This is a genomic window from Streptomyces sp. NPDC048416 (assembly GCF_043200435.1).
Taxonomy (GTDB): Bacteria; Actinomycetota; Actinomycetes; order Streptomycetales; family Streptomycetaceae; genus Streptomyces.
Genome location: NZ_JBICXU010000013.1, coordinates 100,804 through 122,678 on the forward strand (window position 1 = coordinate 100,804; position 21,875 = coordinate 122,678).

Sequence of the window (21,875 nt, forward strand, 5' to 3'; positions counted from 1 at the left end):
GCGGCGGCTACCGGGCGTCGAGCCAGGCGAGCGCGGCCGTGGTGAGGGCCGTGACACCGGTGGTCAGCGTGGGTTCGACCAGCGGGGCGAAGAACGGCGAGTGGTTGGACGGAATGTCCTCGTCGAGGGTGCCCGCGGCCGCCGCGGCGCCGTACACCGCAGGGTCGGCGCCCCCGAACAGCCAGTAGCAGACCGGGACTTCGGCGTGCGTACCGAACAGGCCGACGTCCTCGCTGCCCGTCACCGGCCCCGGGTCGAGCATCTGGTGCGCGCCGATGACCGCGCCGATGGCGGCCATCGTGCGGGCCGTCGCGGCGCCGTCGTTGACGAGCACGGGGAACGAGGCGATCTCCGTGATGTCGGGTTCGCGCTCGGCCCCGGCGACGGCCGCCTCGCCGCGCACGATCCGCTCGACGGCGGCGAGCACCTTCGTGCGCACATCCTTGGTGTACGTACGGATGTTGAGCTTCAGCTCGGCCTCCTCCGGGATGATGTTGTCCTTGGTCCCCGCGTTGAGGGCGCCGACCGTGACGACGGCCGTCTCACCGGCCGGGATCTCGCGCGAGACGATCGTCTGGAGCCGCAGCACGGTCGATGCGGCCATCACCACCGGGTCGACGGACGCCTCGGGCCGCGAGCCGTGCGCCCCCTTGCCGTACAGGACGACCTTGAGCGCGTCGGCGCCGGCGAAGGCGGGGCCCGCGTGCGCGCCGACCATCCCGGCCGGGAACGGCCCCACGTGCTGGCCGAGCACGACATCGGGCGTCCCGAACCGCTCGTAGAGCCCGTCGTCGAGCATGGCCCGCGCGCCGCGCCCCACCTCCTCGGCCGGCTGGAAGACCCCGAGGACGGTGCCGCTCCACAACGCGCGGGCGTCCGCGAGCAGTTTGAGCGCGCCGAGAAGACAGCTGACATGCATGTCGTGCCCGCAGGCGTGCATGACGCCCTCGGTGGTGGAGGCGTGGTCCAGGCCGGTTTGCTCGGTCACCGGCAGCGCGTCGATGTCGGCGCGGACCAGCACGACGGGCCCGGGCCCGTTCGCCAGGACGGCCACGACGCCGGTGCCGCCGACCCCCGCGGTCACCTCACACCCGTACTCCCGCGCCCGGCGCGCGACTTCGGCCGCGGTGCGGTGTTCGGCGAAGGACAGCTCGGGGTGCGCGTGCAGGTCGCGGTAGATCGCGGCGAGCTCGGCGCGGATCGCGTCGAGCCCTCGCAGGGCGGTGCGGGCGGTGTCGGCCGCGGCCGCGGCGGAGTGGGTGGAAGGGGACACGGTGCCTGCCCTGCTCTCGAAGTCCGGTGTCGTGGGTCAGCTGTCGAGCAGGGAGCGCCCCATGAGGACGTCGTCCACGTACTCGCCTTCGATGAGGAATTCGCCCGGCTGTATGCCCTCGACGACGAAGCCCTCCGCCTCGTACAGCGCGCGGGCCGGGGCGTTGTGGCCGAGGACGCGCAGGGTGAGCCGGGTGGCGCCCTGCCGGCGGGAGGTCTCGTACGCGGCGCGCAGCAGCGCACGGCCGACACCGCGACGGCGCGCGGCCTCGTCGATTTCGAGCCCCTGGATCTGCCGGACGTGCCGGTTGCTGGCGAGCGGGGTGGGCGGGACCACCCGGATGAACCCCATGACGTCACCGTCCACCTCGGCGACGAGGTAGTGGGAGGGTTCGTGCCGGTCGTCGAAGAAGGGCTCGTACGGAGCGGCCGGGCGCGGCGCCACGGCGTGCAGCGGCGACCAGGCGTCCCGGGTGAGCACGCCGAGCCGGTCCTCGTCGGAGCGACGGGCGGGGCGTATGAACGGCGGCGGCGCAGAGACACGGGGCGTACTGGACGCACTGGGCTCGGTGTACGGCTCGGGCATACCGTCACTGTGCCATGCGGGCTCAGAAGCGCGAGGATGATTTTCATGAAGATCGCGGTGACGGGTTCGACGGGACTGATCGGTGCGGAGCTGGTGCGCTCGCTGCGGGCGGACGGGCACGAGGTGCTGCGTCTGGTACGGCGCCTCCCGGACGCGCCCGACGAGGTGGAATGGGATCCCCAGCGCCAGTACGTGGACGCGGCGGGGCTTGCCGGCTGTGAGGCGGTGGTGCATCTGGCCGGGGCGGCGGTGGCCGGCCGTCGCTGGACGGCCGCGTACAAGAAGGAGATCCGCGACAGCAGGGTGCTGGGCACGGCGGCGCTCGCCGAGGCGCTGGCCTCCCTCGACACTCCGCCGAAGGTGCTGGTGAGCGGGTCGGCGATCGGCTACTACGGGGACACGGGCGGCCGTCCGGTCGACGAGTCCGCGCCGCCGGGCGACGGTTTTCTGCCCTCGGTGTGCGTGGCGTGGGAGGAGGCGGCGGCCCCGGCCCAGGAGGCGGGCATCCGCACGGTGTTCGCGCGGACGGGCCTGGTGGTGGCCCGCCACGGCGGCGCCTGGGCGAAGCTCATCCCGCTGTTCCGGGCGGGCCTGGGGGGCCGGCTCGGCAGCGGGCGCCAGTACTGGTCCTTCATCTCCCTGCACGACGAGGTCGCGGCGCTGCGGTTCCTGGTGGATACGGATTCGCTGTCCGGGGCGGTGAACCTGACGGCGCCTGAGCCGGTCACGAACCGGGAGGTGACGGCGGCGATGTCCCGGGTCCTGCGGCGCCCGGCCCTGCTCCCGGTGCCCGCCGTGGCGCTACGCGCGGCTCTGGGCGAGGCAGCGGGGGACGTACTGGCCGGACAACGCGTCCTGCCGCGGCGCCTGCTGTCGGCAGGCTTCAGTTTCGCCTTCCCGAGCATCGAGGACGCGGTTGGGTCGGCGACGCACTAGGAGGCCAGAGCACTCCCTCGCGAGGAGCAGGAGCCTGAAGACGCCCTCAAGGGGCGCGAGGAACTGCGCGAGGAACCACGCACGACCCGCACCCGAAGGTGGGCTAAGGGGCGCGGGGAACAGCGCGAGAAGCGACCACGACCCGCAGCCGAAAGGGGGTTAGGGGCGCGAGGAACTGCGCGAGCAACCGCGCACGACCCGCACCCGAAAACGGGGTTAAGGGGCGCGGGGAACGGCGCAAAAAGCGACCACGGCCCGCAGCCGAAAGGGGGTCAGGGGCGCGAGGAACTGCGCGAAAAGCGACCACGGCCCGCACCCGAAAGCGGATCAAGGGGCGCGAGGAACTGCGCACACGCACCCCACCCCCGAACGGCCGTGCGCCCCACCGTGCACCCACACCCACCCGCACGCGCGCAGCGCCACCCCCCAGAACCTCCCTACTCTCTCCTCGAACTCCGGCATTCCGTGGGCCAGTTGGGGGCATGAGGCCTCCACCTACCGCGCCTACCTCGGGGAGGGCCACGTGCTCAGCACCGCACACCATGCGGACGTACTCATCGTGGGGGCCGGGCTCGCGGGCCTGTCGGCCGCTCATCAGCTGACCGGCGCGGGAGTCACGGTCAGCGTCCTGGAGGCGGCCCCCTGCGTGGGCGGCCGCATGTCGACCGCCTCGGTCGACGGGTTCCGGCTGGACCGGATCGGGCAGCTGCTGTCGACCTCGTACCCGGAACTCGCCCGCACCCCGGGCCTTGAGGAGCTGCCACTGCGCCCCTTCTCGCCCGGCGTCCTCGTGCACAGCGAGGGCCGGCACTACCGCGCGGGCGCGACAGGAAGCGCGAGGGGCGCACTGGCTGCGGCACGCGCCCGCGCGAGCGCCCCGCGCGGCACCGCCACCCCGCTCGGCGGCGCACTGGACCAGGCCCGCCTGGGCAAGGCACTCGCCAAGCTGGCCGCGACCTCCCTGGAGCGGATCGCGGCCCGGCCCGAACTGCCCATCGGCCAGGCGCTGTCCGGCCGGGGTCTGCCCGCCCGCACCCTGGACGGCTTCGTACGCCCGCTGCTCTCCGCCCTGCTCTGCGACCCGGACCTGACCACGTCGAGCCGCTGCGCCGACGTCGCGCTGCGGGGCTTCGCGCGCGGCCGGCTGTGCGTGCCGGCGGGCGGCGCGGCCACCCTGCCGGAGCTGCTGGCGGCCGCCCTGCCGCCCGGCACGGTGCGTACGGACGTGAAGGTGACCTCCGTCGCGACGACCTCCGTCACCACCGCGGACCACGGCGTCCTGGGCTGCCGCTCCCTGCTCCTGGCCACCGACGCCCTCGCCGCCGCCGAGCTGCTGCCGGGCCTGCGGGTGCCCGCCTTCCATCCGCTGACCGTGCTGCACCACGCCGCTCCGCGCTCCCCGCTCGCCGACCCGGCCCTGCTCCTGGACGCGGACCGCAGCGGCCCGGTGGCGTACACGTCGGTCATGAGCGAGGTCGACCCGAGCCGGGCGCCGCACGGCCGGGCGCTCATCACCTCGACCGTGCTCGGCACTCCGCCCCGGGACGTGGAGCGCGCCGTACGCCGCCAACTGGCGTCCCTGTACGCCACGTCCACGTCCGACTGGGACCTGCTCGCCCTGCACCACACCCCGCAGGCCGTGCCCTCGATGCCCGCCCCGCACGACCTGCGCCGCCCGGTCCGGCTCCTCGCCGGGCTGTACGTGTGCGGCGACCACCGCGACACCAGCACCGTCCAGGGCGCCCTGTACTCGGGCCGCCGCGCCGCCCGGGCGATCCTCACCGACCTGGGCGTCCGGTCCTGGCAGGCGGCCCCGGAGGTGATCCGCAAGGCGGCCTGATTCCGGGGCGGCCGCCTCGACCAGTGCCGCATGGCCCCCTCCTCACCCCAGCGCGGCCACCCGGTCCCGGTAGGTGCGTACCGCGGCCGCGTCCCGGTACGGCTCAAGGCGCCGCTCGAAGTCGCGTACGTACTCGACCGCGCGGGCCGAGCGCATCTCGCTCGCCTGCTGGGCCGCCTCCGCGCCCAGCGCGCACGCCTGGTCGAGTTCGCCGAGGCCGAGCCGGGCCGTGGCGAGCACGACCCGGCAGAACAGGCGCGAGCGGGCGTAGCCGGGGGCGCGCAGTTGCAGGGAGCGCTCCGCGTGCTGGGCGCAGGCGCGGTACTGCTGGAGGTCGCGGTGGCAGTGGCCGAACTCGTCGGCGAGCTGCGCCTCGTCGAAGAACCGCGCCCAGTGCGGCACGTCGTCGCCTGGCCGCGCGCTCTCCAGGGCCCGTTCGGCCCGCACGAGTGAGGCGGTGCACGCCCTGACCTCCCCGAGCACGCCGTGCCCGCGCGCCTCCACCGCGTTGAGCAGCGACTGCACGACGGGCGGCGCCGCGGCTCCCACGCCCTGCTGGGCGACCCGGGCCAGCTGCACCGCCTCGCGGCCGTGCCCGAGGTAGACGGCCTGGCGGCTCATCGTGACCAGCACGTACGAGCCGTACGCCCGGTCTCCCGCGGCCTGGGACAGCCGCAGTGCCTGCACGAAGTACCGCTGGGCGAGCCCGTGAGCGGCGATGTCGTACGAGGTCCAGCCGGCCAGTCTCGTCAGGTCCGCCGCGGCCGCGAACAGGCGGCGCCCCACGTTCTCGCCGTAGGTGCCGCGCAGCATCGGCTCGGCCTCGTGTTCCAGATAGCGCACCAGGGCCTGGCGTGCGTGGCCCCCGCCGTAGGCGTGGTCGAGGGTGCGGAACAGTTCGCCGACCGAGCGGAGCGCCGCGATGTCGCCGCTGGTGACCCGCTGTCCCGGGCCCCGGTCGGTGGTGCGCTGGCGGGGCACCGATGCGCGGCCCTGGACGGGGATGCGGGTGACGTTGGCCGAGGGGTTCGGTTCGCCCCGTCCCACCCGGTCGTCCGCGCGCCCGATCAGCCAGTCCCGGCTCGGGACCACCAGGCCCGCCGGGGTGAACGCGATCTTGCGGAGTTCGGCGTGGCTGCCCGAGTCCTTGCGCCAGAGGCCGCTGACGATGTCGACGGCCTCCTCGGGTGTCGCCGCGAATTCGAGGCCGGCGTACACCGGCGCACAGGCGTCGAGCCCGAGGTCCTGTGCGGAGAGCCGGCGGCCGAGCCGCCGGGTGAACACCTCGGCGATCAGTGCGGGTGTGGTGCCACGCGGTTGCTGGCCGCGCAGCCACCGCGTGACCGAGGTCTTGTCGTAGCGCAGGTCCAGGCCGTGCTCAAGTCCGAGCTGGTCAACGCGTCGGGCGAGGCCGGCATTGGAGAACCCGGCTTCTGCGATGAGTGCGGCGAGCTGGCGGTTGGGGGTGCGCTGCGAGGGTCGTTCCGTCATCAGCTCTGCGTTCTCCTGCCTTCCGGGCCGAGTGTGCAGCCCTCATGGAACGGCGAGAATTTAGCGGTCAATACGGCCGGTGCCGTCGCCTTCGCCCCGCATTCATCCGATCGTGTGGTGACGTGCCGTTTCTGCCGGCTCCAGGGGGCGTACGAAGGGCCTCGAACACGGTCGTACAGTGAATGAGGACGCGCATCCATCGCATCCGGGAACATCCGAGAGCATCCGAGACGTTCGACAGGGGAACTGGCGTGAACGAGCTGCGATTTGTCCGGCTGGGATTCGGCGAGGACGCGGTCGAGTACCAGGAGGCCTGGGACGAGCAGCGCCGGGTGCACGCGGCCCGGTTCGCCGACGAGATCACCGACACCTGTCTGCTCCTGGAGCACCAGCCGGTCTACACGGCCGGCCGGCGCACCGAGGACAGCGAGCGCCCCCTGGACGGCACCCCGGTGATCGACGTGGACCGCGGCGGCAAGATCACCTGGCACGGCCCGGGCCAGCTCGTCGGCTACCCGATCCAGAAGCTGCCGCGCCCGGTCGACGTCGTCGCGCATGTGCGCCGGCTCGAAGAGGCCCTGATCCGCACCGCCGCCGACTTCGCTCTGGCGACCACCCGGATCGAGGGCCGCAGCGGCGTCTGGGTGCTCGGCGACCCGGTCGAGCAGCGCCCCAGGCTCGGCGGCCTCTCCCTCGACTTCGATCCGCGCCTGAGCGACGACGAGTTCGACGCCCGCCTCAACGGCCCGGAGTACGCGCCGTCCAACGCGGGCCAGCGCCGCGAGGACCGCAAGCTGGCGGCGATCGGCATCCGCGTCGCCAAGGGCGTCACGATGCACGGCTTCTCGTTCAACGTAAACCCGGACAACACCTGGTTCGACCGGATCGTGCCGTGCGGCATCCGCGACGCGGGTGTGACGTCGCTCTCGTACGAGCTGGGCCGCGAGGTGACGATCGACGAGGTGCTTCCCGTGGTGGAGCGCCACCTCAAGGACATCCTGGAGCACGCGGAACTGGCCCCCAGGGAGATCGAGCGGGCCTCCGCCTGAGGCCCGGCCCGCCAGGCCCGGCCGAGGCCCCCGCGCCCGCCGTGCGGGTCACCTCCGGCCCCGGGAATGCCGGCCCGCCCCATGAGGTTGCCCTCAGGGCAGTGGGCCCGCACCCCACCCGTTCAATCAACGGGCGTACCCTAGGGTCCGCCGAAGAATCGAAGTCACAGGGAGCCGGACGTGTCCGCAGTCGCACCCGACGGACGCAAGATGCTGCGCCTGGAGGTCCGGAACAGCCAGACCCCCATCGAGCGCAAGCCCGAGTGGATCAAGACTCGGGCGAAGATGGGCCCCGAGTACAACCAGCTCCAGAAGCTGGTGAAGAGCGAGGGGCTGCACACGGTCTGCCAGGAGGCGGGCTGTCCCAACATCTTCGAGTGCTGGGAGGACCGCGAGGCGACCTTCCTCATCGGCGGCGACCAGTGCACCCGGCGCTGCGACTTCTGCCAGATCGACACGGGCAAGCCCGAGGCGCTGGACCGTGACGAGCCCCGCCGCGTCGGCGAGTCCGTCGTCACGATGGATCTGAACTACGCCACCATCACCGGCGTCGCCCGCGACGACCTGGCCGACGGCGGTGCCTGGCTGTACGCGGAGACCGTGCGCCAGATCCACGCGCAGACCGCGGAGCGCGCCGAGGGCCGCACCAAGGTCGAGCTCCTGGCCCCCGACTTCAACGCGGTCCCCGCGCAGCTGGAGGAGGTCTTCTCCTCCCGCCCCGAGGTCTTCGCGCACAACGTCGAGACGGTGCCGCGGATCTTCAAGCGGATCCGCCCCGGCTTCCGCTACGAGCGCTCCCTCGACGTGATCACCAAGGCCCGCGACTACGGCCTGATCACCAAGTCGAACCTGATCCTCGGCATGGGCGAGACCCGCGAAGAGGTCAGCGAGGCGTTGCAGCACCTGCACGACGCGGGTTGCGAACTCATCACGATCACCCAGTACCTGCGGCCCTCCGTGCGCCATCACCCTGTGGAGCGCTGGGTGAAGCCGCAGGAGTTCGTGGAGCTCAAGGAGGAGGCCGACGAGATCGGCTTCTCCGGTGTGATGTCGGGCCCGCTGGTCCGTTCCTCCTACCGGGCCGGACGCCTGTACCAGCAGGCGATGGAAGCGCGGAGCGCCGCCGCCACCGCCTGACCCCGGGCGGTCGGCACGTGAATCCGCTCACCAGCAGCTACTGATCGGTAACGGCCTCGACGACGCGGCTCGTACCGTCCCCGCAGGTCGGGGCGCGCGTACGGGCCGCGTCGGCGTTTTCCGGGCCCGCGTCAATGTTTCATTGGGGTTTGACCGCTCGGACACGCCCTGGTAACACCAATCAGTGACGATGGCTTCACGCACCGCGCATGCCCCCACAGCCACCCGCCCGTTCCGACTTCCCGTCCCGAGGGGGGACCTCGACGATGCAGGCCGCTACCGCTCCGCAGACCGTGCGAGCCACCACGCTTGAGTCCGTCACCGGCGCCCTGCGCGCCATGGAGTCGCTGATCATGGGCTCCGGCCAGCGGACCGCCCGCCGCAACGCCTGGACCGCGGTCCTGGAGGACCGTCGTCGGGCCAAGGACCGGGTCGAGGCGCAGCACGTACTGGAGGCCGTGGCCACCCACCGCTCCTAGGCCACGTAAACTTCCCTGTATGGCGAGGAAGGCAACCGCAGAGAGCGCTGCGAACGATGCGAATGCGGGGCGACTGAAGCAGATCGCCCTGACCTACAAGATGACCCGGAAGGCCGATTCAAAGATCGGGCTTGTCATCGCCGGCGTGGGAATCGTCGTTCTCGGCGTCTTCCTCGCGATCGGTTTCCTGCTCGGGCACCCGATCTACCTGGGCATTCTCGGTCTGCTCGTGGCCGTGCTCGCGATGGCGATCGTCTTCGGGCGGCGCGCCGAGCGGGCGGCCTTCGGTCAGATGGAGGGCCAGCCGGGTGCGGCCGCGGCCGTGCTCCAGAACATCGGGCGGGGCTGGACCACCACCCCGGCCGTGGCGATGAACCGCAGCCAGGACGTCGTCCACCGGGCGGTCGGCCGGGCCGGCGTCGTTCTGGTGGCCGAGGGCAACCCGAACCGGGTGAAGTCCCTGCTGGCCGCCGAGAAGAAGAAGATGGCCCGCATCGTGGTGGACGTTCCGGTCCACGATGTGATCGTCGGCGACGGCGAGGGCCAGGTGCCGCTGAAGAAGGTGCGCACCACGCTCCTGAAGCTGCCCCGCGTGCTGTCGGGCCCCCAGGTCACCGCGGCCAACGACCGGCTGCGCGCCATGGGCGACCTGATGAGCAACATGCCGCTGCCGAAGGGTCCGATGCCCAAGGGCATGCGGATGCCGCGCGGCGGAAAGATGCGCTGACCCTCACCTCGTACGCATACGGAAGCGGCCCGGACCGACATGGTCCGGGCCGCTTTCTGACGTCGTGCGCGGCGCGAGGAGGGTCAGATCCTGACCTGGACCGCGCGGGCGAGGCGGTCGTGCAGGCCGCGGCCGTCGCGGTCCCAGATCAGGGCGGGGATCGCCAGACACAGCAGTACGGTGCGCACGACGACCCGCACGATGCCGAGCCGGCCGCCCTCCTCGGCGACCACGCGCAGGCCGAGCAGCCGCTTGCCGGGCGTGAACCCGACGGTGCCGACCGTCAGCACACCGAGCACCAGGAACACGAGCAGCGTCCAGTTGTTCGCGGCCTGCGTGTTGCCGTGGGCGATCAGCTGGTAGGCGATCAGGGCGCACAGGGCCCAGTCGATGAAGATGGCGCCGAAGCGGCGGCCGAGCGGGGCCACCGAGCCGGGCCCGTCCTTGGGCAGACCGAGCCGTTCGCCCCGGTAGCCGAAGTCGACGCCCATGTCTTCGGCGGCCGCGCGGGGCCCCGACAGCCACGATCCCATTGCTTGCCTGTTGTCCACGGCTCCCACGGTACTGCGCCCGTTTTCGATCACTTCGGTCCGGGTCAGTCTTGGCGCGGTCGTCACCAGGCCGGTTAACTTGGGTGAAACAAACGGGTCACGCTTGAGAAATCCCGGCTGCCTATGGTCGGGTCCAGCGTGTGCCCCCGCACTGGCCGCACGAACGAGCTGCAACCCCGCCCCTCCCCGGGTGGGAGTAGGAGGAGTTGGATGTTCCAGAACGCCGACGACGCGAAGAAGTTCATCGCGGACAACGACGTGAAGTTCGTCGACGTCCGGTTCTGCGACCTGCCGGGCGTGATGCAGCACTTCACGATCCCCGCGAAGGCGTTCGACCCCGCCGAGGAGCTGGCCTTCGACGGTTCGTCGATCCGCGGCTTCCAGGCCATCCACGAGTCCGACATGGCGCTCCGCGCGGACCTGTCGACGGCGCGCGTCGACCCGTTCCGCCGGGACAAGACGGTCAACATCAACTTCTTCATCCACGACCCGATCACGGGCGAGCAGTACAGCCGCGACCCGCGCAACATCGCCAAGAAGGCCGAGGCCTACCTCGCCTCGACCGGCATCGCGGACACCGCGTACTTCGGCCCCGAGGCCGAGTTCTACGTCTTCGACTCGGTACGGTTCGAGACCTCCGCGAACCAGGCGTTCTACCACATCGACTCCGAGGCCGGCGCCTGGAACACCGGCTCGGAGGAGAACAACCGCGGCTACAAGGTCCGCTACAAGGGCGGCTACTTCCCGGCCCCGCCGGTCGACCACTTCGCCGACCTGCGTGCCGAGATCTCCCTTGAGCTGGAGAACTCCGGCCTCCAGGTCGAGCGCCAGCACCACGAGGTCGGCACGGCCGGCCAGGCGGAGATCAACTACAAGTTCAACACGCTGCTCGCCGCGGCCGACGACCTGATGCTCTTCAAGTACATCGTGAAGAACGTCGCCTGGCGCAACGGCAAGACCGCGACCTTCATGCCGAAGCCGATCTTCGGTGACAACGGCTCGGGCATGCACGTCCACCAGTCCCTGTGGGCTGGCGGCGACCCGCTGTTCTACGACGAGCAGGGCTACGCGGGCCTCTCGGACATGGCGCGCTACTACATCGGCGGCATCCTCAAGCACGCCCCGTCGCTGCTCGCGTTCACCAACCCGACGGTGAACTCCTACCACCGCCTGGTCCCCGGCTTCGAGGCCCCGGTCAACATGGTCTACTCGCAGCGCAACCGCTCCGCCGCGATGCGCATCCCGATCACGGGCTCCAACCCGAAGGCCAAGCGCGTCGAGTTCCGCGCCCCGGACCCGTCCTCGAACCCGTACCTCGCCTTCTCGGCGTTGCTGCTCGCGGGCCTCGACGGCATCAAGAACAAGATCGAGCCGGCCGAGCCGATCGACAAGGACCTGTACGAGCTGGCTCCCGAGGAGCACGCGAACGTCCAGCAGGTCCCGACCTCGCTCCCGGCCGTGCTCGACGCCCTGGAGGCGGACAACGAGTACCTCCAGGCCGGCGGTGTCTTCACCTCCGACCTGATCGAGACGTGGATCGACTACAAGCGCACCCACGAGATCGCCCCGATCCAGCTGCGCCCGCACCCCCACGAGTTCGAGCTGTACTTCGACCTCTAAGGATCACCAGCTGGTTGACCTCCAGGTTCGCGCTGCGGACCCCTCGCACGTCCGCGAGGGGTCCGCAGTTTTTTTGACCCACGAGACGCAGCGCGTAGAAGTCTGGCGAATCCTGGCCTCGTCGCTGCGCAGCGGCGCGCACCCCTGAGCACGGTGCGCCGCCCGGTCGGCCAGGTCAGCGGTAGGAGAGCCACCGGCTCCGATCCTGTCGGCTCGCAGTCAGCTGCGACAGCACGCCGCCGTCCTGTCCGAGCGGCGGGGCTCGGAGCGCTCCGCCCGCTCCCCCGTTGTGCTCCCTCCTATCGGGTGGCGCCCCCTGCGGAAGGTCCCCCGCACGGTCGCTGTGCGGGAGGGTAGGCAAATTCCTACCCAGGGGGCGGCATGGCGGAGGCTGTCGAAGATCAGCGGGCCGATGAGCAACTTCGGTACCGGTCAAGCTCGTTGGAGGCGGCGCAGCGGCGTCCCGTGACGACGCGGACGATGGCGCGGCGGCTGCCCGAGCTGGTGCGGAAGGCGTTGGCGCTGGCCTGGCGGGTGGACCGGCGAGCCGTGCTCGTCCTGCTCTGCTGCCAGGCCCTTTCGGGGTTCTTCGAGGCATTCGGGCTGCTCGCCACCACCCGTACGATCACCGCGCTGATCGCAAGCGGGGACATCGCGCACCGGCTGCGCGATGCGGTGCCCTCGATCGCGGTGCTCGCCGCGGCGGCCGGGCTGCGGGCGCTGCTCGGGATCGTGGTGGTGAACATCTCCGGCCGGCTCTCGCCCCGGATCTCTCGCGAGGCCGAGATGCAGATGCTCGCGGCCGCCGTGCGGGCCGAGTTGTCGGCGTACGACCAGCCCGGGTTCAACGACAAGCGGGAGGCGGCCGACCGGGGCGCCGAGGTCGCGCAGCAGCTGCTGACCGATTCGCAGGACCTGATGGCGTGCGTGGCCTCGCTCGTCGCGGCGGCCGGCGTCGTGACCGTGCTGCATCCCGCGCTGCTCCCCCTGCTCCTGCTGGCCGCGCTGCCGCAGGGCATCGCCGGGGTGAAGGCCGCGCGGGTGCACTACGAGGCGTCGCGGGCCATGAGCGCCGAGCGCCGCACCCTGAACCTGCTGCGCTGGTTCGTGATCGACAAGGACACCGCCGACCAGCTGAGGTCCTGCACGATGGCGCGCTTCCTGCTCGACCGGTACCGGGCGATCGGGCAGCGGGTCGACGCCGCGACCGACAAGGCCATGCACCAGGGCGCCCGTTACTCGGTGTTCGGCGCGCTCGCCGGCGGCCTCGCGGCCGGGGCGGTGTGGGCGGCGCTCGCCTGGCTGCTCGGGTCGGGGCGGATGTCGGTGGCGTCGGCGGGCACCGCGGTGTTCGCGCTGCGCACGGTCGGCTCCTCGCTGCACGGCGTGGTCGGCTACGGCACACGGCTGTTTCGGACGGGGCTCTACCTGGACGACTGGGCGGAGTTCATCGACGAGGCGGGCGGGCACCGGATGGCGCGCGGGCAGGTGGTCCCGCCGGCGCCCGGCGTCGTACGCGCCGAGGCGCTGACGTACCGCTACCCGGGAAGCGAACGGCCCGCCCTGGAGAAGGTGACCCTTGAGGTACGCAGGGGCGAGGTGCTGGCGCTCGTCGGCGAGAACGGGTCGGGCAAGACCACCCTCAGCAAGCTGCTCACCGGGCTCTATCTGGCCGACGAAGGGACGGTGACCTGGGACGGGGTCGCGGTGGAGCGGTGCGATCCGCTGGCGCTGTGGCGCCAGACCGCCGTCGTGCCGCAGGACTTCGCGCACTGGCCGATGTCCGCGCGTGACAACATCACGCTCGGCCAGCCGCACGGGGGCGACGAGGCGGTGCTGCGCGCCGCGGCCCACTCCGGCGCGTCGGAGGTCGTCGACGGGCTGCGCAGCGGGCTCGACACGCTGCTCGCGCGGGAGTGGTTCGGCGGGGTGGAGCTGTCCGGCGGGCAGTGGCAGCGGATCGCGATCGCGCGGGCCTTCCACCGGCCGGCCGGGCTGCTCGTGATGGACGAGCCGACGAGCGCGCTCGACGCACGGGCCGAGCACCGCATCTTCACCGGCCTGCGAACGATCGCGCAGGACCGGGCGGTGGTCCTGGTGACCCACCGCCTCGCGAACGTCGCGGTCGCGGACCGCATCGTCGTCCTCGACCGGGGCCGGATCATCCAGCAGGGCACCTTCGCCGAACTCGTCGCATCCGATGGCCTGTTCAGAGAACTGTGGCTGCTCCAGAACGACCGGGGCGTACCGGGGCCGCGCGCGCCCCAGGGGGACGGATAGCGGCCGGGCGACACCGTGCAGCCGGGCGACACCGTGCGGGAGGACGACACCGCGCGGGAGGACGACACCGCGCGGGAGGACGACACCTCCGTATCCGCCCCGCGCACGCCCCGGAACGTCCTGGTCCGCCAAGCGTCAAGAGCCGAGCACCCTGCATCAAGCGCCCTACTGTGCCGCTCAGTTGGCGGGTGTGACGAACTCCGGCTGGTCGAGGAAGCGGAGCCAGCTTCCGTCGGGCTGGCGGCGCACGACCTGGGCGCGGGCGCCGCTGCCGTCCTTCGGCGGAGTCGCGGTGAGGGCGATGTCGCCGTTGATCAGCGTCGGCAGCGGCTCCTCCCGCTCGAAGCGGGGCCGGCCGGCGAGCACCTTCTCCCACAGCTCGCGGATCGCCTCCCGGCCCACCGTCCGGCTGCCCGGCGGGAAGGCCAGCACCGCGTCCTCCTCATAGAGCGCGGCGACTCCGGCCGCGTCCCCCGCGTTGGACCGCTCGACGAACAGGCGGGTGATGTCCTCGGGCCGCATGGCCTTCTCGTACTCCGGCATGGGTTCTCCTCCTGGAATCGCGCTTCGGTACGTCTTGTGGGCGTTTCGGTTCCGTCTTCCGGCACGTCCCAGCCTGGGTCCGCCGCGACCAGAAGTCCAACAGATGGATCGGATGGGAACTAGAATCCACAGTCATGGACCTGAGGCAGCTCGAATATTTCGTCGCCGTCGCCGAGGAGCAGAACTTCACGCGCGCGGCCGAGCGGGTGCACATCAGCCAGTCGGGCGTCAGTGCCCAGATCCGGCAGCTGGAACGGGAGCTCGGGGCCGAGTTGTTCGACCGGTCGGCGCGCGCCGCCACCCTCACCACCGCGGGCAGGGCGGCGCTCGAACACGCCCGCGCCACGCTCTCGGCCGCCGGGGCGGTGAGCCAGGCGGTGGGCGAGGTGACCGGCCTGCTCCGGGGCCGGCTCACCATCGGGATGGTCATCGGCTGCACCGTCACCCCGCTGTTCGACGCGCTCGCCGCGTTCCACCGGGCACATCCCGGCGTGGAGATCTCCCTGCTGGAGGACCGTTCCGACCGGCTCGTCGACGGCGTCCGCGCCAGCGCCGTCGACCTCGCGCTCATCGGAACGCCGACTGCGACCCATGACGGACTGGAGACGCTGACGATCATCAGCGAGACGCTCGTCGCGGCGGTCCCGGCCGGCCATCCCCTGGCGCGGCGGCGGCGCGTGACCCTGAGCGACCTGACCGCGTACCCGATCGTCTGCATGCCCCCGGGCACGGGCCTGCGCACCGTCTTCGACCGGGCCTGCGCCGCCCAGCGGCTCAAGCCCGCGATCGCGTGGCAGGCCAGTGCCGCGGACGCCATCGCCGACCTCGCCGACCGCGGGCTCGGTGTCGCCGTCCTCTCCGAGTCGATGGCGGCCCGCTACCGCGAACGGCTCACCGCCCGCCCCATCGACGACCTCGACACACCCGCGTTCCTCTGCCTCGTCCACAAGCCCCACCCCAGCCCCGCGGTAAGGGAGTTGCTTGCGCACAGCCGACGAGCCTTCCTGCCCTAGGGGGTGGCGCGGCCCCGCGTCACGCGTTGGACGCCGCCCACTTCTGCTCCACCTTCCCCAGCCGCCAGTACGCCAGCGCCGCCGCCCACACCACCACGAACAGGCCGACGATGACGAAGCCGACGTTGTCCAGGTTCAGGTCCGCGATCCAGCCGCTGACCGGGTCGGTGAGGTCGAACTTCTCGTGCACGACCCCGACCAGTTCGATGGTGCCGATGAAGAAGGCGACGGCGATCGACAGGCCGGTGATGGTGAGGTTGTAGTACACCTTGCGGACCGGGTTGGAGAAGGCCCACTGGTAGGCGAAGTTCATGAACGTGCCGTCCAGGGTGTCGAACAGGCTCATCCCTGCGGCGAACAGCAGCGGCAGGCACAGGATCGCGTACCAGGGCAGACCGGCGGCGGCGCCCGTGCCGGCCATCACCATCAGGGTGACCTCGGTGGCGGTGTCGAAGCCGAGGCCGAACAGGAAGCCCAGCGGGAACATCTGGCCCGGCCGCGTGATGGACTTGGTGAAGCGGCCCAGGATGCGGTTCATGAACCCCCGCGAGTCCAGGTGGGCTTCGAGCTCCTTCTCGTCGTACGCGCCCGCCCGCATCGCACGGAACACCTTCAGGATGCCGAACAGGGCCACCAGGTTGAGCGCGGCGATGAGGTAGAGGAAGGAGCCGGAGGCGGTGGTTCCGAGGACGCCGAGCACCTGGTGGGTGTCGGACTTCTCGTTCATGATGGTGCCCGCCAGATGTGCGCCGCCGGCCACCAGCGCCGCCATGATGACGACGACGCTGGAGTGCCCGAGCGCGAACCAGAAGCCCACGGAGACCGGCCGTTTGCCGTCGGCCATCAGCTTGCGGGTGGTGTTGTCGATGGCGGCGATGTGGTCGGCGTCGAAGGCGTGCCGCATCCCGAGGGTGTACGCGGTGATGCCGAGGCCGATGCCGTACGTCTTGGTGCCGACCGCATAGTGCTCGGGGGCCACCAGGAGGAACAGGATGCCGAACGCGGCCACGTGCAGGGCCGCTATCACCGCAAGGAGCAAGCCCGTGCGGACGGTGTCCTCGCGCCGCCAGTGGAAGGTCGGCGCGGCGGTGGCCGGCTGGGTGGATGTACTCATGGGCAGGGTCATACGGGTCACGCTCCAGCACCTCGTGGATCACTTCGTGAGATGCCGCGGCCGGTCTCCTGGCTGACGGGTGGGTGCGGCCGCCCCGGCCTTCCCAGCCAGGTGGATGCTGGCCAGTGGCGTCGCGAGGGGACGGCTGCTCCCCCGAGAAATCCGGGGGAACCCGATCACAGTGGCGAGGGCCGCTCCGGTTTCGCACCGGTCTTCCCGAACACCACGGCCAGGTCACCCTAGACGCTGCGGAGTTGCCCGCACAGCTGCACAGCTGTGCAGGTATCGAAGATCACACGGAGCGGCCCGGCGCGCTCCTGCGAGGATGCGGGTATGCATCTCGTCCCCGCCGAGCGCGCCGGCCACCGCACCATCGACGGCCACCGTGTCTGTGACGCCATCGCCGCGATCGGCGACCCCGGTCGCGTACGCGCCTGGGCCGAGCGGTTCTCGCTGCTCGCCGACCCCAACCGGCTCGCGCTGCTGCTCGCCCTGCACCGGGCCGGGCCGCTGGCCGTCTCCGACCTCGCGGTCGCCACGGGCATGCGCGACCCGGCCGTCTCGCAGGCACTGCGCCTGCTGCGGGCCGCCGGGACGGTCGCCGGGGAGAAGGACGGGCGGGTGGTGCGCTACCGGGTGGTGGACGAGGCGACCGCGCGCCTCCTGGACCAGTACGCGATGACGCCCTCGGGGACCGGCCCCGGCCACGCCTCGACGGCATGACCGGGACCGGGCGCGGCGACGGACCGGCCGCCGCCGGTGATCAGCGCCCGTCGTAGATCAGCGCACGCACCATCCGGCAGGTCGTCTCCGACGGCGGGTGCACGCCGATGAGTGCGGCTACGCCGCGTATCGTGCGGTCGGGCGCCTGCTCGGGCCGGTACACACCCGTGTCGAGCAGCGCGATGGCCAGGCGCATGGCCTTCAGACGCCGGTTGTGGGACTCGTACCACACGCGCGGCCGCCCGGCGGGCAGCGGCACCTTGCGAAGGGGCCGGAGGGACAGCTGTTTCGGGGCGTGCGAGGCGAGTACGGCAGCGGTCATGGGCATCCTCCTGGACAGTCGGGGACCCTCACTTACTCCCTCGATTTTACTGGGGACCACTGACAATCGTCCCTGGCCGGAAGGGCTTTGAGGGGGCTCGCGGGTAACCTTGCGGGCATGGAGATCTGGATCAACCCGGCCTGTTCGAAGTGCCGCAGCGCGGTGAGTCTGCTGGACGCCGAGGGCGCCGACTACACGGTGCGCCGCTACCTCGAAGACGTGCCGTCCCCGGACGAGATCCGGGCCGTCCTCGGCCGGCTCGGCCTCGAACCGTGGGACATCACGCGCACCCAGGAGGAAGCCGCCAAGGAGCTCGGCCTCAAGGACTGGCCGCGCGACGCGGACGCCCGCGAGCGCTGGGTGACGGCGCTCGCCGAGCACCCGAAGCTGATCCAGCGCCCGATCATCACGGCGGACGACGGCACGGCCGTGGTGGGCCGTACCGACGACGCCGTACGCGATGCGCTGACCCGCAGGTAGCGCCGCATCAGGCCCGGTCGAGCTGTGCCTCGGCGTCGGAAAGGAGCTCGGTGATCCGCGCCCCGAACCGTGCGTCGCAGGGGTGCGGCACCCCGGTGCGGGCCGATGCGAGGAGGGCGTCGATCGCCGCGCCGAACGCGTCGAGCGCGCCGCCCCACTCGGGCATCGCCGCCGAGCCCGCCGCGCCGAGCAGCCTCACCTCGACGCCCGCGGCCGCCGGGGGCGCGGTGAAGCTCAGGTCGGCGGTGCTGGAGGCGCCGGAGGCGTGACGCAGGATCAGGTGCGCGGTGTCCCCGAGGCCGGGCGCGGCCGTCACCTGCGTCACCTCGCCGAGCACCCCGGCGAGGACGGCGAGGGCGTGCGGGCCGACGTCCCAGAGCGCGCCCTTCTCGCCGCGCCAGGGCGAGGCGGCGTACGGGCTGCGTTCGGCGCCCGGCGTGAACAGCGACCCGTACCACCGGGCGTGTCCGGTGAACCAGCCCTCCGTCCCGGTCTGCTGGGCCACCCACGCGGCGGTCTCCTTCGCGAAACGCAGGGTGAAGAAGACGACGGAGGCGACCCGGGCACGCTCGGCCTCGTCGGCGAGCTCACGGGCCACCGCGACATCGGTGGCGACCGGCTTGTCCAGAAGCAGATGGCAGCCCGCCCGCGCCGCCCTGATCGCCAGCGGTGCCTGGACGTCCGGCGGCAGCGCGAAGGCGACCGCGTCGCAGTCCGCGAACAGCGCGTCCGCGTCCTCGTACACCCTGACCCCGTGCGCGTCCGCGACGGCGGCGGCGGCCTCGGGGCGCCGCCCCCACACCCCCGCGAAGTCGACGCCGGGATGCGCGGCGAGCGCCGGTGCGTGGGTGGCGACGGCCCAGGCGCCGGTACCGAGGAGGCCGATGCGGGGGGTGCTGACGATGGGGTTCATGGGATTCATGGGGTTCATGGGGCCAGTCTGCCCCGGACGGAATTGCGGTGGCGGCGCCCGGGGGGTGCGGTGTTACGTTTCCGGGAGCCGGCCGCGGGACTTCGGTGCGACTTCCGGGACTTGCCTCTGAAGCAAACATTTCGCTGCTCGCGCCCCCTTTCCCCGGCCGGCTTCCCTCTTTCACCCCCGGGAGATCCCCATGGCTCAGGAGAGCCGCGCCGAGCTGGTGGCGGCCGAGGACGTGCTCCTCTTCGTGAACGCCGCCGTCACGGCCACCGGACAGCGCGAGTTCCGCTCGGCCGCGGGCGAGCAACGGCTCTCCCTCGCCTTCCTCCACGCGTACGTGCGCGTCAACTACCGCCGGGTGTACGCCGCAGTGCTCGCGCTGGACATCAACGACCACAACGCCGCGCTCATCGTGCGCCACCTCCTGGAGAACGCGGGTGAGGCGAGTGCCGAGGACAAGCGCACCGAGGGACGGCTCATCGCGGCCCGGCTCGCGGTGCTGCCGCCGCAGCGCGTGTACCGGCTGCTGCGCGCACTGCGCACGGCCAAGGTCAACAACCGGCGCACGCGCGCGATCTTCCGCGACTGGCTCGCGGCCCGGCCGGACCCGGCGTTCGACGCAGTGAAGTACCGGGCCGGCCTCAAGTCCGCCGCCCGCCACGCCCATGTGCCCTGCGCGGACGCCGAGTTGGGGGGCTTCCTGTTCCGGCCGGGGCGCCGGGCCCGCTATGAGCACCCGCTGCTCGACGCGCACCGCCGCGCCCATTACGAGCAGGCCGCCCTCTACGAGCTGCCGTTCACCGTCGCCGAGGGGTTCGCGGCGCGGCACGGGGTGGCGCGCCGCGTGTTCCTTGAGCGGATCGCGCCCCGCACCACCCGGCTCGAACGGCTGCGCATCCAGGCACAGCCGGGCGCGCCCGCCGCCGACCTGACCACCATGCCGTTGACGCGGCTCGCCCTGTTCGTCCTCTCGCTCGGTCTCGACGAGCGCACGGCGCGCCGGGCCGAACTGACGGGCGCGCTGCGGGCCGCGGCCCTGCGCGCGGCAGGACCGCACGCGCGGACGTGGGGCCGCGTCACGGCGGTGCTCGACGACAGTTACTCCTCCGCCGGCTCGGGCCACAAGCGCCGTCGCCCGCTCGCGGTGGCACTGGCCTGCCATTTCCTGCTTGAGGCGCTGGCCGGCGCCGGCCTGTTCCGGGGCCGCTGGACCTCGGGCGGCACGGACGCCCTGCTCGTCCGGCCGCGCGGGGCGACGCCGCTCGGCGCGTGCCTGCTGGACGCCCTGGGCGACGCCCCCGACCGGCTCGTGGTGGTCTCCGACGGCTGGGACAACGCACCGCCCGGCCTGGCCGGCGAGGTACTGCGGGTGTGGCGCACCCGGCTCGACCCGGAGCGGCGTACGCGCGTGGTGCATATGAACCCCGTGTACGACGCGGACGGTTTCGACGTGCGCCGCCTGGACGCCTCGACGCCCACGGCCGGCATCCGCGACGCGGAGGACCTGCCCGCCCTGGTGGAGATCGCCGAGTTCGCCGAGGGGCGTACGGATCTGGCCGCGCTGTACACGTATCTGGACGGCCGCACGGCCGCCTTCACCGGGGGCATCCAGTGACCGCGCTCGACCTGACGGGCCTCACCGCCGGGCCGTCCCAGGTCTGGGGCGGCATCCGGCTCGTGCCGCTGCTGCGCGCGGAGCCGGTGGCGGGGCTGCGGCTGCACCGGGAGGTGTACGCATCCGAGTGCTGCGGCGTCGCGGACGTCGGCCTGAGCGACGGCGCCCGCTACACCTCCTACATCCCGCACGGCTTCGTGGCCGACTGGTCGGGCGAGGGAGCCTCGGCGGCGTACGGCACGAGCCTGGGCGACGCGGTGCCCAGCCGGGTGCCGCTGCACCGGATGGCCAAGCGCCGGCCGGGTGACCGGCTGCGGTTCCTGCCGCTGCACCTCGCCCTGGAGGGCTATCTGGCGCTGCACTTCGGCGGGCCGTCCATGCTGTGGGACACCTGGTCGCGCGAGGCGGTGCGCGCGGGGCTCTCGCCGCGGGTCGAGAGCGCCTACCTCGGGACGGAGGTGCCGGGGCTCGCCGACGCGCTGCGGGTCTTCGAGATCCATCCGGGGCAGTGCGGCGTCCTCGTGTACGCGGCGGACGCGCTGGGCGCGGCCTTCGCGGTGCCGCACCCGGAGGACTACCGGGCGCTGCACGCCACCCTGCTCCAGGACCTGTTCGGCGAGCTGATCCACCAGTACGCGCAGTACGGGCGCCCGGTCGAGGAGTTCACGGCGCGCATCGACGACCGCCGTGTACACACCCTCACCGACCTGCGGGCGGCGGCCCGGGCACAGGAGCGGGCCTGGCGCGAGGCCCACGACACGGTCATGGCGGCGGAGCTGTACGACACCTCGTACGCCTTCAGCCGGGTGTACCGGATGCGCGGCTTCGACCTGTGGCGCTTTCTGCCTCCGTTCCGCAGGGGCGGCGGCGCACAGCACATCGGGGAGGCGATCACGGACCGCAAGGGCAGGGTGGCGTACCTCAAGACGTTCCGCCTCTCCGAGAACCAGGTGCGGCGCGGCCACCTGCTCCAGAGCCTGGCCGCACACGACTGGCACCTGGGGCGATGCTCCGAGGCGCTGGGAACCACCCCGGAGGAACTGACGAGGCGGATACGTGATGCGGGCTTCGCCGGCCTCCTGAGGGCCCCCGGGTAACACCGGGTTCACAAACGGGCAACGGGCGGGAAACGCCGGGGTGTGAGGCTGCCCGGCGTACAGCAGCGCCGCAGCGTGGCA

21 protein-coding genes and 1 riboswitch are annotated in these 21,875 nt (G+C 72.1%); of the genes, 13 read left to right on the top strand and 8 right to left on the bottom strand.

Annotation, left to right across the window (positions count from 1 at the left end; translation table 11 throughout):
* Positions 1-7: 7 nt before the first annotated feature.
* Together ACGFW5_RS18840 and ACGFW5_RS18845 are read right to left on the bottom strand one after the other, a co-directional pair.
* A complete protein-coding gene (locus ACGFW5_RS18840) occupies positions 8-1,273 on the bottom strand; it encodes an amidohydrolase (RefSeq protein ID WP_393835361.1) in 1,266 nt (421 codons plus the stop codon).
* A 36-nt stretch (positions 1,274-1,309) separates the two neighbouring features.
* Positions 1,310-1,858, bottom strand: coding sequence for a GNAT family N-acetyltransferase (locus ACGFW5_RS18845; RefSeq protein ID WP_393835362.1), 549 nt, complete (start codon positions 1,856-1,858; stop codon positions 1,310-1,312).
* 36 nt (positions 1,859-1,894) lie between these two features.
* Here ACGFW5_RS18845 and ACGFW5_RS18850 point away from each other — a divergent pair, with 36 nt between their 5' ends.
* Together ACGFW5_RS18850 and ACGFW5_RS18855 are read left to right on the top strand one after the other, a co-directional pair.
* A complete protein-coding gene (locus ACGFW5_RS18850; RefSeq protein ID WP_393835363.1) occupies positions 1,895-2,794 on the top strand; it encodes a TIGR01777 family oxidoreductase in 900 nt (299 codons plus the stop codon).
* A 523-nt stretch (positions 2,795-3,317) separates the two neighbouring features.
* Positions 3,318-4,634, top strand: a complete 1,317-nt coding sequence (locus tag ACGFW5_RS18855; protein ID WP_393835364.1) for an NAD(P)/FAD-dependent oxidoreductase — start codon at positions 3,318-3,320, stop codon at positions 4,632-4,634.
* A 42-nt stretch (positions 4,635-4,676) separates the two neighbouring features.
* On the opposite strand, the gene ACGFW5_RS18860 is transcribed toward ACGFW5_RS18855, so the two are convergent.
* A complete protein-coding gene (locus tag ACGFW5_RS18860; RefSeq protein ID WP_393835365.1) occupies positions 4,677-6,125 on the bottom strand; it encodes a regulator in 1,449 nt (482 codons plus the stop codon).
* 251 nt (positions 6,126-6,376) lie between these two features.
* Between ACGFW5_RS18860 and lipB the strand changes: the two genes are divergently transcribed.
* From lipB to ACGFW5_RS18880, 4 genes are all read left to right on the top strand, one after another.
* On the top strand, positions 6,377-7,174 hold the full coding sequence (lipB, locus tag ACGFW5_RS18865; protein WP_393835366.1) for a lipoyl(octanoyl) transferase LipB: 798 nt from the start codon (positions 6,377-6,379) through the stop codon (positions 7,172-7,174).
* A gap of 180 nt (positions 7,175-7,354) precedes the next feature.
* Complete coding sequence (gene lipA, locus ACGFW5_RS18870; protein ID WP_393835367.1) at positions 7,355-8,311, top strand: lipoyl synthase; 957 nt, start codon at positions 7,355-7,357, stop codon at positions 8,309-8,311.
* A 266-nt stretch (positions 8,312-8,577) separates the two neighbouring features.
* On the top strand, positions 8,578-8,790 hold the full coding sequence (locus tag ACGFW5_RS18875) for a hypothetical protein (protein WP_393835368.1): 213 nt from the start codon (positions 8,578-8,580) through the stop codon (positions 8,788-8,790).
* A gap of 19 nt (positions 8,791-8,809) precedes the next feature.
* The gene (locus ACGFW5_RS18880) at positions 8,810-9,517 is read left to right on the top strand and encodes a DUF4191 domain-containing protein (protein ID WP_393835369.1); all 708 of its coding nucleotides are present in this window, start codon (positions 8,810-8,812) and stop codon (positions 9,515-9,517) included.
* 83 nt (positions 9,518-9,600) lie between these two features.
* Here ACGFW5_RS18880 and ACGFW5_RS18885 read toward each other — a convergent pair whose 3' ends face one another.
* Complete coding sequence (locus ACGFW5_RS18885) at positions 9,601-10,068, bottom strand: RDD family protein (RefSeq protein WP_393835370.1); 468 nt, start codon at positions 10,066-10,068, stop codon at positions 9,601-9,603.
* Positions 10,069-10,278: 210 nt separating this feature from the next.
* Between ACGFW5_RS18885 and glnA the strand changes: the two genes are divergently transcribed.
* Together glnA and ACGFW5_RS18895 are read left to right on the top strand one after the other, a co-directional pair.
* The gene (gene glnA, locus ACGFW5_RS18890; protein ID WP_393835371.1) at positions 10,279-11,688 is read left to right on the top strand and encodes a type I glutamate--ammonia ligase; all 1,410 of its coding nucleotides are present in this window, start codon (positions 10,279-10,281) and stop codon (positions 11,686-11,688) included.
* A 381-nt stretch (positions 11,689-12,069) separates the two neighbouring features.
* On the top strand, positions 12,070-13,968 hold the full coding sequence (locus ACGFW5_RS18895; RefSeq protein WP_393835372.1) for an ABC transporter ATP-binding protein: 1,899 nt from the start codon (positions 12,070-12,072) through the stop codon (positions 13,966-13,968).
* 177 nt (positions 13,969-14,145) lie between these two features.
* Here ACGFW5_RS18895 and ACGFW5_RS18900 read toward each other — a convergent pair whose 3' ends face one another.
* Positions 14,146-14,511 carry a YybH family protein gene (locus ACGFW5_RS18900; RefSeq protein ID WP_393835373.1) on the bottom strand — a complete coding sequence of 122 codons (366 nt, stop codon included), beginning with the start codon at positions 14,509-14,511 and terminating at the stop codon, positions 14,146-14,148.
* 134 nt (positions 14,512-14,645) lie between these two features.
* Between ACGFW5_RS18900 and ACGFW5_RS18905 the strand changes: the two genes are divergently transcribed.
* A complete protein-coding gene (locus ACGFW5_RS18905; RefSeq protein ID WP_393835374.1) occupies positions 14,646-15,524 on the top strand; it encodes a LysR family transcriptional regulator in 879 nt (292 codons plus the stop codon).
* A gap of 19 nt (positions 15,525-15,543) precedes the next feature.
* Here ACGFW5_RS18905 and ACGFW5_RS18910 read toward each other — a convergent pair whose 3' ends face one another.
* Positions 15,544-16,638, bottom strand: a complete 1,095-nt coding sequence (locus ACGFW5_RS18910) for a HoxN/HupN/NixA family nickel/cobalt transporter (protein ID WP_393835375.1) — start codon at positions 16,636-16,638, stop codon at positions 15,544-15,546.
* 40 nt (positions 16,639-16,678) lie between these two features.
* Positions 16,679-16,895: riboswitch (cobalamin riboswitch) on the bottom strand.
* 76 nt (positions 16,896-16,971) lie between these two features.
* Between ACGFW5_RS18910 and ACGFW5_RS18915 the strand changes: the two genes are divergently transcribed.
* Positions 16,972-17,361 carry an ArsR/SmtB family transcription factor gene (locus ACGFW5_RS18915; protein ID WP_393835376.1) on the top strand — a complete coding sequence of 130 codons (390 nt, stop codon included), beginning with the start codon at positions 16,972-16,974 and terminating at the stop codon, positions 17,359-17,361.
* A gap of 40 nt (positions 17,362-17,401) precedes the next feature.
* On the opposite strand, the gene ACGFW5_RS18920 is transcribed toward ACGFW5_RS18915, so the two are convergent.
* The gene (locus ACGFW5_RS18920; protein ID WP_393835377.1) at positions 17,402-17,683 is read right to left on the bottom strand and encodes a hypothetical protein; all 282 of its coding nucleotides are present in this window, start codon (positions 17,681-17,683) and stop codon (positions 17,402-17,404) included.
* 117 nt (positions 17,684-17,800) lie between these two features.
* On the opposite strand from ACGFW5_RS18920, the gene ACGFW5_RS18925 reads away from it, so the two are divergent.
* Positions 17,801-18,163, top strand: a complete 363-nt coding sequence (locus tag ACGFW5_RS18925) for an arsenate reductase family protein (RefSeq protein ID WP_393835378.1) — start codon at positions 17,801-17,803, stop codon at positions 18,161-18,163.
* Positions 18,164-18,170: 7 nt separating this feature from the next.
* Here ACGFW5_RS18925 and ACGFW5_RS18930 read toward each other — a convergent pair whose 3' ends face one another.
* Positions 18,171-19,094: a Gfo/Idh/MocA family protein gene (locus ACGFW5_RS18930; RefSeq protein ID WP_393835379.1), complete on the bottom strand. Its 924-nt coding sequence runs from the start codon at positions 19,092-19,094 to the stop codon at positions 18,171-18,173.
* A gap of 181 nt (positions 19,095-19,275) precedes the next feature.
* On the opposite strand from ACGFW5_RS18930, the gene ACGFW5_RS18935 reads away from it, so the two are divergent.
* Both ACGFW5_RS18935 and ACGFW5_RS18940 read left to right on the top strand, forming a co-directional pair.
* Complete coding sequence (locus tag ACGFW5_RS18935) at positions 19,276-20,697, top strand: hypothetical protein (protein ID WP_393835380.1); 1,422 nt, start codon at positions 19,276-19,278, stop codon at positions 20,695-20,697.
* Positions 20,694-21,794 (top strand): hypothetical protein, encoded by a 1,101-nt coding sequence (locus tag ACGFW5_RS18940; RefSeq protein WP_393835381.1) that lies wholly within the window; start codon positions 20,694-20,696, stop codon positions 21,792-21,794. The genes ACGFW5_RS18935 and ACGFW5_RS18940 overlap by 4 nt, the downstream gene beginning before the upstream one ends.
* Positions 21,795-21,875: the final 81 nt, after the last annotated feature.